We start from the raw sequence: 10,330 nt of genomic DNA, 5'->3' as shown, positions 1-10,330 counted from the left end.
GGCTGCTGCCGCTGGCCGCCGGCGTTCGGGGTGCGGCCTTCGTAGGGGTTCTGCGGACTCATCAACTGCCTCTCACGCGAGCGCGCGCAAGCGTCGCCCGCATCAATCGTTTGACCTGCTTGTGATTCTACCACGACAAGCGGGGAGGGGCCGCGCGCGCAGCCCCTCCCCAAACACCTCATATCAAGGGGCGGCGAAGGCAAGCCCGCCCCGCCGTCCCCGCGCGCCCTGTGACGCTAGCCGCGCACCTCGGCGCCGGTCGCCTTGCACACCTTGGTCACGAGGCGGTTGTGCGCCTTCTCCACCTCCTCGCTCGTGAGCGTGCGGTCCGCGGCGCGGTAGGTGAGCGCGTAGGCCATCGACTTCCTGCCCGCGCCGACGCGCTCCTCGTCGCGGTACACGTCGAACAGCTGCACGCTCTCGAGCAGCTTGCCGCCCGCCGACGTCATGCACTGGAGCATCTTCTCGTGCGCGACGTCCTCGGCCACCACGAACGCCTGGTCAACCGACACGGCCGGGAACGTGGGCACGTCCACGTAGGGGCGCGCGTCGCACGACGCCTTCACGAGCGCGCCCATGTCGAGCTCGAAGGCGACCACGGGCGCCGCAGCGTCGAACGCGTCGACCGCGAGCGGGTGCAGCTCGCCCACCCAGCCGATCACCGTGCCGCCGGAGAGCATCTCGGCGGCGCGGCCGGGCTGCAGGTGCGGCGCGTCCTCGGACGAGAGCGCGCGGAAGCGCACCTTGGGCAGCGCCAGCTCGCGCGCGAGGCTCTCGAGCACGCCCTTGCCGTCGAAGAAGTCGAACGGCACCGCGGCGGCGTTCCAGCCCGCCTCGCGCATGGCGCCGGCCATCACCGCCGCCACCTTCTTGCGCTCCTTGGGCTTCTTGCGGCCCTCGGCGGTGGAGAACACCGTGCCGATCTCGTAGAGCTGCACGTTGCGAACGCCGCGGCTCTGGTTGTAGGCCACGCTGCGCAGAAGGCCGGGGATGACGGACTGGCGCATCACCGACTGGTCGGCGTTGAGCGGGTTGAGGAGCTCCACGGGCGCGCCGAGGCCCTCGGGGCTCATGCGCAAACGAGCGATGTCACCCGGCTCGGCGAACGAGTAGGTCATCGTCTCGTTCAGGCCGCACGCGCGCAGGGTGTCGTTGATGACGTCGCGCTTGCGCTGCTCGTCGGTGCGCACGCCCACGCGGTCGGGGCTCGCGGGCAGCGTCGGCGCGATGCGGTCCATGCCCCACAGGCGCAGCACCTCCTCGTACAGGTCGATCTCGCGCTCGAGGTCGGGGCGGAACGTGGGGGCGACGACCGCGAGCACGTCGGCGTCGGCGGTGTCGGCCACCTCGCAGCCCAGGCGCGTGAGGACGTCGGCCGCGAAGTCGCGCGGGATGTCGGCGCCCATCATGCCGCAGAAGCGCGGGATGCGGAAGGAGAGGCGCGCCGGCTCGGACGGCGCGGGCCAGACGTCCACGCAGCCGAGGTCGTTGCCGGACGCGGCGCACACCGTGCCGCCCGACACCGCGGCGATGAGCGCGGCGGCGGCGGCCGAGCGCTCCACCATGCCCTGGTCGTCCACGCCGCGCTCGTAGCGCAGGGAGCTCTCGGAGATGAGCCCCAGGTTGCGGCTCGTGCGGCTCGTGCGGCCGGCCTCGAAGGTGGCGGCCTCCAGGAAGATGTCGCACGTCTCGTCGGTCACCTCGGTGTCGAGTCCGCCCATGACGCCTGCGAGCGCCACCGCGCCGCGCTCGGGCGTGGCGATGACGGTCATGTCCGGGGTGAGCACGCGCTCCTCCCCGTCGAGCGTCGTGAGGCGCTCGCCTTCCCGCGCCGCGCGCACCACCACGTGGGCGCGCCCGTCGGCACCCACGAGCTTGCCCAGGTCGAACGCGTGCAGCGGCTGGCCGAGCAGGAACAGGACGTAGTTCGTGACGTCCACGATGTTGTTGATGGAGCGCTGGCCGATGGCGGCGAGGCGCTCGACCATCCAGTCGGGCGAGGGGCCCACCTTGCAGCCGCGGATGACGCGCGCGGTGTAGCGCGGGCAGCGCACGGCGTCCTCGACGGTCACGCTCACGGCCTCGTCGACGGGCGCGGCGTCCGCGTCGAGCGCGAGCTCGGCCGCCATGGAGGCGAGCGGGTCGCGCCAGTCCTGCTGGTACATGGCGCCCACCTCGCGCGCGAAGCCCACGATGGACAGGCAGTCCGGGCGGTTCGGCGTGATCTCGAGGTCGAGCACGGTGTCGGTCATCTTCAGGTAGTCGGCGATGGGCTCGCCCACGGGCGCGTCCTCGGGCAGGACCCAGATGCCGGAGTGGTCGGAGCCGAAGCCGAGCTCGCGCTGCGAGCAGCACATGCCGCAGCTCGCCACGCCGCGCAGCTTCGACTTCTTGATCTTGAGGTCGCCGGGCAGGACCGCGCCGACGGTGGCCACCGGCAGCTTGATGCCGGCGGCGATGTTCGGCGCGCCGCACACGATCTGCACGGGCTCGCCCGCGCCCACGTCCACCGTGACCACGTGCATGTGGTCGCTGTCGGGATGCGCCTCGCACGTGAGCACGTGCCCCACGACGATGCCGTCGAGCGCCGCGCCCGTCTTCTCCACGCCCTCGACGCCCGTGCCCGTGAGGTCGAGCTTGTCGCAGAACGCCTTTATGTCAGTCGGCACGTCCACATACTCGGACAGCCACTTCAAAGATACCTTCATGTGTCTTCTTCCTTCTTCTCCAACCCGCACGCCGAAGCATGCGGGCAAAGGGGGACTTGCATCCAGAGAACTCCTGCATGGGGAACGTCACAGCCAGCCGAGGGCTGGAGCGGTGCTCACCAAGCGAGTTCCGCACGAGCCGAAATGCCCGGCGGGCATTTCGAGCGAGCAGGACTGTCTGAGCGACTGAGCTCCGCTCCAGCCCTCGGCGCTTCCAGGCGGCTTAGAACTGACGCAGGAAGCGCATGTCGCCTTCGAGGAGCATGCGCAGGTCGGGGACGTTGTACTTCAGGCAGGCGATGCGCTCCACCCCCATGCCGAAGGCGAACCCCGAGTACGCCTCGGGGTCGATGCCGCTCATCTCGAGCACGTTCGGGTCCACCATGCCGCAGCCGAGGATCTCGAGCCAGCCGGTGCCCTTGCACATGCGGCAGCCCTCGCCGTGGCAGATGCCGCAGCTCACGTCCACCTCGGCCGAGGGCTCGGTGAACGGGAAGTAGTGGGCGCGGAAGCGCGTCTTGCGGTCGGGGCCGAACACCTGCTTGCACACGTAGTCGAGCGTGCCCTTGAGGTCGCCGAAGGTGATGCCCTTGTCCACCACCAAGCCCTCGATCTGGTGGAACTGCGGCAGGTGCGAGGGGTCGGCCACGTCGCGGCGGTACACCTTGCCCGGCGCGACGATGTAGATGGGCAGCTCCTGGTCCTCCATGACGTGCACCTGCACGCCCGAGGTCTGCGTGCGGAGGAGGACGTCCGACTCGCCGCGCACCCGGGAGGTGTCACCGGAGAGGTCGTGCACGTAGAACGTGTCCTGCATGGAGCGGCTGGGATGGTCGGCCGGGGCGTTGAGCGCCGTGAAGTTGTAGTAGTCGGTCTCCACCTCGGGGCCCTTCGCCACCGAGTAGCCCAACCCGAGGAAGATCTCGGAGAGCTCGTCGACGATGCCGTTGATGAGGTGGCGCGTGCCCATCTGCTGGGCGCGGCCCGGCAGCGTCACGTCGACGGCCGCCGCGTCGATGGCCGCCTCGAGCTCGGCGGCGTCGAGCGCGGCCTTGCGGGCGCCGAGCGCCTCCTCGACGGCCACGCGCGCCTCGTTCACGGCCTTGCCGACCGCCGCGCGCTCCTCCTTGGGCACGCTGCCCATCGAGCGCAGGTACCCGGTGAGCGTGCCCGACTTCCCGAGCACGGCCACGCGCACGGCCTCGAGCGCCGCCGACGTCTCCGCCGCGGCGATGCTGGCAAGCGTGGAGGCGCGCAGCGCGCTCAATTCGTCTGTGATCGCCATAGTTGCTTTCTGCCTTTCTTCTTCCAACAAAAAAGAGCCCTCTCGCGTCCCTGGTTCCCGAAACGCGTGATTTCGAGTCCAAGGACGAGAGAAGGCTCTCGCGGTACCACCTCGGTTGGCGCGCATCTGCGCGCTCCCCCGCCTCTGCCTGCGCCGCCGCGACGCTCATGGCGTCTGCGCGGCCGCCGCTGGCAAAGGGCGAAGGCGCCGCATGCCGCGCCCGCTCATTGCGCCCTGTGACGGGAGCGCCCGTCATGCCCTACTCGACATCTCGCGCCGCGCCTGCGGGCCACTCCCGCCCTGCGACCTGCGGTGGCCCCACCCGGGGAACCGCGGGCGCCGCGTCTGCTTTCAGGCATGCTGCTCGGAAGGGAATTGGCGTGCGCGATGGGCCCGGACCCTCTCAGCCGGTGAGGTCCGTCTCTGGGGGCGTCGCCTGCGCGCCACTGTCTTCGTCAACGCATGTAACAGCGCAGTATAGCACTCTTTCCCGCGCGCAGGGCGCCAAAGCTACAGGAAGCGGTACTTCACGGTCCTGAGGCCCCAGGCATAGCAGTCGCCGTAGCCGAACGCCTTGAACACGCCGGGCTGGAGGTCGAGGACGCGGCTGCCGCCGCCCATGCCGCCGCAGTCGTTCACCACGGCGTACACGGTCATGCCGTTGTAGCTGATCTCGACCGCGCGGCCGAAGTACGAGCGGTAGTTGGGCATCGACATGGGCACGGCCACGCCCATGGAGCTGTCGTCGCACACGGCGCCCGTGGCCGTGATGCCCGGGTTGGGCGTGTACGGGTCGCTCGAGCCGCCGTAGGCCGAGGCCACGCCCACGAGCCAGCCCGCCGCAGGGCTCGCGTCCGAGCCGCCCGAGCCCGAGCCGCCCGCGCCGCCCGAGTCCGAGCCGCCCGCGCCGCCCGAGGGGGCCGGGTCGGGCTGCACAGGCGTGCCGGCGGGCACCACGTCGACGCGGTCGACCGTGTTGGCGTCCTCGGCGATCTCGGCTCCGCCTGAGGCGGCCTGCTGCGCGAACGCCTCGGCCTGGGCCTGCAGCGCCGCGAGCTGCGCGGAGTAGGCGCTCTGCGCGCCGGCGAGCCGGGCGCTCGCCTCCGCCACCACGCGCTCGGCCTCCGCGCGCTTCTCCTCGAGCTGGGCGAGGGCCTGCTCCTGCTCGTCCTTCTGCGCCGAGAGCTTGCCTGACAGGGACTCGAAGCGCTCCTTGCGCTCGCGCTGCTCGGCCACCGCGTCCGCCTGGTACTCCGCGACCTGCGCGAGGTAGTCCATGCTGCGCAGGAGCTCGTCGAAGCTCTCCGCCTCGAGCAGCAGCGTGAACAGGGCCGACGCCATGTCCGTGCGATACCCGTAGCTCACCGTCTGCCCCAGGGCGGCCCGCCCCGCGAGCATGGCCTCCTGCGCCGAGAGCACCTCGGCCGCCGACGCGTCGATGCGCCTCTGCAGCTCGGCCACCTCGGACGAGAGCGCGTCGTGCTCGGCCGCGATCTGGTCCATCTGGGCCTGCGCCGAGCTGAGCACGCCCTCGGCGTCGCTGACGGCGGCCTTCGCGTCGTCAACCTCGACGGCGCGGGCGGGCGCGGCGGCAAGCCCCGGCGCGACGAGGGCCAGGGCCAGGGCGAGCCCGGCCGCGAGGGCCCTTCCCCTCCTGCCTGCCCTGCTCGCAGCTTTCGATGCAGCTTCCGCCAAGTGGCGCTCCTCCCCTGCGCTGAACACGACGCGCGAGGCATGGCGCCTCGCGCGCGTTAACGGTATCGTGCCATGTTCAGCGATGTTCGCCGCGCGATCAAGCGTTCATGACGAAAAAACACGCGGATGTGGAGGCTGCGTGAGGGCGGCCCGCGCGAAGGCGGGGCGCGGAGTCCTTCCCCGGCAGGCGCGGACGCCCACGGGCCCGCGGGGCCTTCTCCTGCGACAGCGCTACAGCAGCAGCCCGAGCGCCACGGCGGCTGCCACGAGCGCGGCGCTCGCCGCCATCGCGGCCACGTCGAACGCCGCGAACGGGTAGTCCTTGTAGCCGCTCTCGCGCGTGCGCAGGTTGAACCCGCGCACCTCCGCCGCGATGGCCGCCGAGTTCGTCTTGCGCACCGAGCTCACCAGAAGCGGCACGCACAGCGGCACCATCAGGCGGATCCGCTTCGCGAGCGAGCCGTCGAACTCCACGCCGCGCGCCGTCTGCGCCTCCATGATGCCCGCCATGTCGTTCATGAACACGGGGATGAAGCGCACCGTGGAGGTGAAGGCGAAGGCGTACTTGTAGGGCACGTGCAGCACCTTCACGATGGCGTTGGCCATGTCGGTGAGCTTGGTGACGTAGAACACCAGGAAGAGCGGCACCGCGCAGGCCACGAGCCGCACCACGATGAGCACGGCCGCCGCTATGCTCCCCGTGCCGACGTACCCCCACGGCAGCGCCACGAGCACGTCGCCCGCGGGCGTGAACAGAAGCGCGATGAGCGCGAGCAGCAGCGAGAAGGCGCACACCGCCTTCGCCAGGCCGATCGTCTGCGCCACCATGTCGCACCGCACGGCCAAAACGGCGTCCACCACGAGCACGAGCGCCAGAAGCGCGGGGCTCGACGTGGCGAAGCAGGCGATCACCAGCAGAAACGCCGACGCCAGCTTGGCGACGGGGTTCATGCGGTGCAAGAAGCTGTCGCCGGGTACGTACTCCAGAAAGCCGCCGCTCATCGCGCGCCCTCCCCTCTCGCCGCACCCGCGCCCGCGGCGTCCGCGAGCGCGCGCTCCATCTCGTCAAGCGTGTTCGCCGCCGCCACCGGCGTGCCCGCGCAGACCCCAAGCTCCTCGCCCAGGCGCATCGACACCCCCACCACCTGGGGCGGGAGCAGGTGCGCGCGCTCGAGCACCGCGCGGTCCCTCAGCACCTCGAAGGTGGGGCCGTCGGCCACCACCTGGCCGGCCGTCATGGCGATCACGCGGCGCGCGTAGTCGCCCACCACCTCCATGTCGTGGCAGACCATGATGACGGTGGTGCCGCGCGCGTTCATGGCGGCGATCGCGTCCATCACCTTGCCGCACTCGCGGAAGTCGAGGCCCGTGGTGGGCTCGTCGAGCACGACCACGGGCGGCTCCAGCACGATGATGGAGGCCAGCGCCAGAAGCTGGCGCGTGCCGCGGTTCAGCAGGAACGGCTCGGCGTCAGGATCGAAGCCGAAGCGCTCGACCATCGCGTCGACGCGCGCCTCCGCCTCGGCATCCGCGCGCCCGAGCACCTTGAAGCCGAACAGGAGCTCCTCGCGCACCGTCTCGCAGCAGATCTGGCGGTCGGGGTTCTGGAACAGAAAGCCCACCTTCGCCGCCAGCTCGCTGGTCTTGAGGTCGCGCGTGGACGCCCCGTCGATGAGCACCTCGCCCGACGTGGGCTTCAGAAGCCCGTTCACCAGGCGCATCGTGGTCGACTTGCCGGCGCCGTTGGTGCCGACGAACGCCACGAAGTCGCCGTCGGGCACCGCGAAGCTCACGTCGCGCAGAACCGGCAGCTCCTCGGCGTAGCTGGCCGACACGTTCTTGAACTCGATCATGCGAGCACCTCCTTGCAGGCGGCGACCGCCTCGTCGACGTTGCGCGCGGCCGGGCCCGCGAACAGGCCGCGGCGGCGCAGGCGGTTCACCAGGCTCGTGGCGCGGGGGCAGTTCACGCCGATCTCGAGCAGCTCGTCGGAGTGCGCGAGCACCTCGGCGGGCGCGCCCCTGAACACGACGGTGCCGCCGTCCACGATGAGCAGCTCGTCGGCGTACTCGGAGAGCAGGGCGATCTTCTGCTCCACCACGATGACGGTGGTCCCGTGCTCGCGCGCGTAGCGGCGCAGAAGCTCGAACACGCCCACCGACGAGGCGGGGTCGAGCTCGGCCGTCGGCTCGTCGAGCACGAGCACGCGCGGCTCGAGCGCGATCACCGACGCCACCGCCACCTTCTGCTTCTGCCCGCCCGAGAGCCCCGCGATGCTGCGGTGGCGCAGGTCGGCGATGCCCATGGCGTCGAGCGCCTCGGTCACGCGGCGGCCGATCTCGTCCTTCGGCACGCCGAAGTTCTCCAGCCCGTAGAGGATCTCGTCCTCCACCACCGACGACACCATCTGCGACTCGATGTCCTGGCACACGCTGCCCACGAGCCGGCTCACGTCGGTGAGCGAGGCGGTGCAGGTGTCGAGCCCGTCGATGACCACGCTGCCGTAGAAGTCGCCGGGGTAGCAGTGCGGGATGATGCCGTTGAACGCGTAGGTGAGCGTCGACTTGCCGCTGCCCGCCGCGCCCGTGATCCCCACGAACGTGCCGTCGGGGATGGTGAGGCTGACGTCGCGCACCACCGGCGCGCTCCCCTCCCGGTAGCGGAAGGTGAGGTTTGAGATTTCGATCATGTTTCTCCTTACGGGAAGAGGGAACTCACATGCCCGGGAAAGCCGGCGTGCGGGGCCCGGATGAGCCCCGCACAGCACTGGATGGTCCGGACCTGCGCCGGCAGGTCCGAAGCCCCCTTAGCGCTTCAGCACCGCGCGCAGGATCGGGGTGAGGATGACGGCCACCACGGCGTTCATGACGGCGGTGCCGAGCACCATGACCGCGTACACGCCGAACACGGCGATCGGGTCGAGGTGCGCCACGGCCACGCCGACGATCAGGGCGAACGTGTAGCCGGACACCACCGTGGAGACGAAGGTGATGACGGCGGGGAACACCGCGTTCTGGCACGCCTTGTTGTCGGCGGCCACCTTGGCAAGCACGCTCACCAAGATGCCGCACACGAGCGCGCCGAGCACCTCGGAGGCGATGTTCACCAGGGGCGTGGCGTTGAGCATGGGGATCTGGCTGACCAGGCCCACCAAAAGGCCGATGATCACCGACTGGTACACCTTCGGGCGCACGAGTATGATGGCCAGGCAGTACATGGCGATCATGAAGTTGGGCTTCATGCCGCCGAACGACAGGAAGCTCGACACCGTGAGCTTGAGCACGGCGCCTGCCGCGATGAGCACCGCCACCAGGATGAGGTCCTGGACCGCAAGCCCGCTCTTCTCCTGCTGGGCCACCACGCGCTTCTGAGCCGTTGCGTTCACGTCCGTCATTTCGATCATTCCTTTCTCGGCGGCCTCCTCGCCGCCCGTCCTCGTCCGTCCCCGGACTCTTGCGTGCCGTCTACCTCTTGCCGAAGCGGGACGGGGCGAGGAACCCCGGGCGCCACCAACAAAAAAGAGGCCTGTCCTTCGGGAAGTGCTTCCCTTAAAGGACAGACCTCTCAAGAGATCTGCGGTGCCACCTTTAATTGGCTCGCTTGCGCGAACCCCCTCGCGAACATGCCAGCACATGTCCCGCCACTAACGCGGGCTCACGGTCCAGATACTCAGCCGGCCGCCGCGGCATGCGCCGCGCCAAGCCAACCTTTCCCCTTTCCCTCGGCGATCCATTTACCATCCAGCATTTCTGCGGGAATCTCAGCTGCACCCGCTCTCTGTGAGCGCTTGTGATGGCTTGACCTTCGCCTCAACGGTTTAAGGTATTCAATTGCGCTGCATACTTTAGCACAACGCAGCGGGCGCGCAAGGAGAATTTTCGCGAACGGAGCGCGGCGCCGCAAGCGGAGGGCGCCGGCCGCACCGGCCGCGCGAGGCCGGGTTGCGCGAGGCTGCCGCGCGAGGCCCGCCTGTGCGAAGCCGGGTTGCGCGAAGCTCGCCTGCGCGAAGCAAACCACGCGAGACCGACCGCACGAGGCCGCGCGAGGCCGCCTCACGCGCGTGCGCCCAGCATCTCGCGCGCATGGGCGAGCGACGCCGCGGTGGCGTCGCCCGAGAGCATGCGCGCCACCTCGGCCACGCGCCCCTCCCCCTCGACCGCGCGCAGCGTGGTCTCGGGGACGTCGCCGGGGCTCTTCTCGACCACGTAGTGCACGTCGGCGGCCACGGCCACCTGCGCGAGGTGCGTGACCACGAGCACCTGGTGCGTGCGCGCGAGGTCGGCGAGCACCTGGGCGAGCGCCGTGGCGGTGGCGCCGCCCACGCCGGCGTCCACCTCGTCGAACACGAGCGTGGAGGTGCCGTCTCGCTCGCCCATCACCACGTGGATCGCCAGCATCACGCGGCTCATCTCGCCGCCCGAGGCGATGCGCGCGAGCGGGCGCGCCTGCATGCCCGCGCCCGGGCGGAAGAAGAGCTCGACTGCCGAGGGGCCCGCCGCCGTCCAGCCCTCGCGCTCCAGGAGCCCCACCTCGCACGTCAGCTCGGCCGACCCCATCTCCAGACGGCCCATGACGTCGCTCACCGCGCGCGCGAAGGGCGCGGCCGCCGCGGCGCGCGCCTCGTGGAGGGCCGCGGCGGCCT

At 70.5% G+C, this 10,330-nt stretch carries 7 protein-coding genes and 1 pseudogene; all 8 read right to left on the bottom strand.

Annotated elements, in window-relative coordinates:
- Positions 1-236: 236 nt before the first annotated feature.
- Positions 237-2,708 carry a phenylalanine--tRNA ligase subunit beta gene (pheT, locus tag HRL41_RS10810; protein ID WP_172137035.1) on the bottom strand — a complete coding sequence of 824 codons (2,472 nt, stop codon included), beginning with the start codon at positions 2,706-2,708 and terminating at the stop codon, positions 237-239.
- Positions 2,709-2,931: 223 nt separating this feature from the next.
- Positions 2,932-3,993 carry a phenylalanine--tRNA ligase subunit alpha gene (gene pheS, locus HRL41_RS10805; protein ID WP_172137034.1) on the bottom strand — a complete coding sequence of 354 codons (1,062 nt, stop codon included), beginning with the start codon at positions 3,991-3,993 and terminating at the stop codon, positions 2,932-2,934.
- Positions 3,994-4,503: 510 nt separating this feature from the next.
- Entirely contained in the window at positions 4,504-5,688 is a 1,185-nt protein-coding gene (locus HRL41_RS10800) for a hypothetical protein (protein WP_172137033.1), read from the bottom strand.
- Positions 5,689-5,919: 231 nt separating this feature from the next.
- Positions 5,920-6,690: an energy-coupling factor transporter transmembrane protein EcfT gene (locus tag HRL41_RS10795; RefSeq protein ID WP_241157271.1), complete on the bottom strand. Its 771-nt coding sequence runs from the start codon at positions 6,688-6,690 to the stop codon at positions 5,920-5,922.
- A complete protein-coding gene (locus HRL41_RS10790) occupies positions 6,687-7,541 on the bottom strand; it encodes an energy-coupling factor ABC transporter ATP-binding protein (RefSeq protein ID WP_165171790.1) in 855 nt (284 codons plus the stop codon). Before HRL41_RS10790 ends, HRL41_RS10795 begins: the two co-directional genes overlap by 4 nt.
- Positions 7,538-8,377, bottom strand: a complete 840-nt coding sequence (locus HRL41_RS10785; RefSeq protein ID WP_172137032.1) for an energy-coupling factor ABC transporter ATP-binding protein — start codon at positions 8,375-8,377, stop codon at positions 7,538-7,540. Before HRL41_RS10785 ends, HRL41_RS10790 begins: the two co-directional genes overlap by 4 nt.
- 117 nt (positions 8,378-8,494) lie before the next feature.
- Positions 8,495-9,082: a tryptophan transporter gene (locus HRL41_RS10780; RefSeq protein ID WP_241157270.1), complete on the bottom strand. Its 588-nt coding sequence runs from the start codon at positions 9,080-9,082 to the stop codon at positions 8,495-8,497.
- 658 nt (positions 9,083-9,740) lie between these two features.
- Positions 9,741-10,330 (bottom strand): annotated as a pseudogene (locus HRL41_RS10775) (DNA repair protein RecN); the annotation flags it as partial.

This window comes from Adlercreutzia sp. ZJ473, assembly GCF_013185065.1.
In the GTDB taxonomy this organism is placed as follows: Bacteria; Actinomycetota; Coriobacteriia; order Coriobacteriales; family Eggerthellaceae; genus CAAEEV01.
The sequence above is the reverse complement of the archived record's forward strand: the minus strand, read 5'-3'. Positions and strand labels throughout refer to the sequence as shown.

Excerpts from the sequence above, each read along its gene's own strand:
- pheS (WP_172137034.1), bottom strand. The coding sequence starts at position 3,993 with ATGGCGATCACAGACGAATTGAGCGCGCTGCGCGCCTCCACGCTTGCC.
- HRL41_RS10780 (WP_241157270.1), bottom strand. The coding sequence starts at position 9,082 with ATGACGGACGTGAACGCAACGGCTCAGAAGCGCGTGGTGGCCCAGCAG.
- HRL41_RS10790 (WP_165171790.1), bottom strand. The coding sequence starts at position 7,541 with ATGATCGAGTTCAAGAACGTGTCGGCCAGCTACGCCGAGGAGCTGCCG.
- HRL41_RS10785 (WP_172137032.1), bottom strand. The coding sequence starts at position 8,377 with ATGATCGAAATCTCAAACCTCACCTTCCGCTACCGGGAGGGGAGCGCG.
- HRL41_RS10795 (WP_241157271.1), bottom strand. The coding sequence starts at position 6,690 with ATGAGCGGCGGCTTTCTGGAGTACGTACCCGGCGACAGCTTCTTGCAC.
- pheT (WP_172137035.1), bottom strand. The coding sequence starts at position 2,708 with ATGAAGGTATCTTTGAAGTGGCTGTCCGAGTATGTGGACGTGCCGACT.